The sequence below is a fragment of the Nocardia amamiensis NBRC 102102 genome (assembly GCF_001612745.1).
GTDB classification, from domain to species: domain Bacteria; phylum Actinomycetota; class Actinomycetes; order Mycobacteriales; family Mycobacteriaceae; genus Nocardia; species Nocardia amamiensis.
The window spans coordinates 1-922 of sequence record NZ_BDBA01000399.1 but is presented as its reverse complement, the minus strand read 5'-3'; the positions used below and the strand labels follow the sequence as shown (position 1 = coordinate 922).

At 64.9% G+C, this 922-nt stretch carries 1 protein-coding gene; it reads left to right on the top strand.

Annotated features, from left to right (window positions below; translation table 11 throughout):
- The coding region (locus NA4_RS38010; protein WP_157129579.1) for an AMP-binding protein at positions 1 to 922 on the top strand (922 nt) is incomplete at both ends.

Here is a 922-nt window from a genome sequence, read left to right as displayed (position 1 = left end):
CCGACCCGGTGTGCGTGCTCACCACGACCACCGACACCATCGCGGTCCCGTCGCATATCCCGCTGTTGTGTCTGGACACCCTCGACACAGGCGGTCGCTCGGGTGCGCCGGTTCGGGTGGAGGAGTTGTTGCGTCCGGTGCTGCCGCAGCATGTGGCGTATGTGATTTTCACTTCGGGGTCGACCGGGCGTCCGAAGGGTGTGGCGGTTTCGCATCGGGCGATCGTCAATCAGGTCGAGTGGATGCTCGCGGAGTATCCGATGGGTCCGGGGCAGGTGTATCTGCAGAAGACCGCGACGACGTTCGATGTGTCGTTGTGGGGGTATTTCATGCCGTTGCGTTCCGGCGCGAGGCTGGTTGTCGCCGATCATGATGGGCATCGTGACCCGGCTTATCTGGCTGCGCTGATCGCCGCGCACGGGGTCACGGTGACCGATTTCGTGCCGACGATGTTGAGTGAGTTCGCCGCGCATCTACCCGCAGGAAGCGTTGCGAGCCTGCGGGATGTGTTCGTTATCGGCGAAGCGCTGCCACCGCGGACGGTGCGGGTGGTGGACGCGGTGACGGATGCGCGGGTGCACAATCTCTATGGTCCGACCGAGGCGGCGGTGTCGGTGACCTATTGGCCTGCTGATGCCTCGGATACGGTGACGGTGCCGATCGGTCGCCCGCAGTGGAACACCGAGGTGTTCGTGTTGGATGCGTGGTTGCGGCCGGTGCCTGCCGGAGTGCCGGGTGAGTTGTATTTGGCTGGTGATCAGCTCGCCCGCGGGTATGTGCGCCAACCCGCGCAGACGGCGGGACGGTTTGTGGCCAGTCCGTTCGCGGTGGGGGCCAGGATGTATCGCACTGGGGATCTGGTGATTTGGCGTGCGCCGGATGCGGATCGGCCGCAGCGGTTGGAGTATGTGGGGCGTACTGA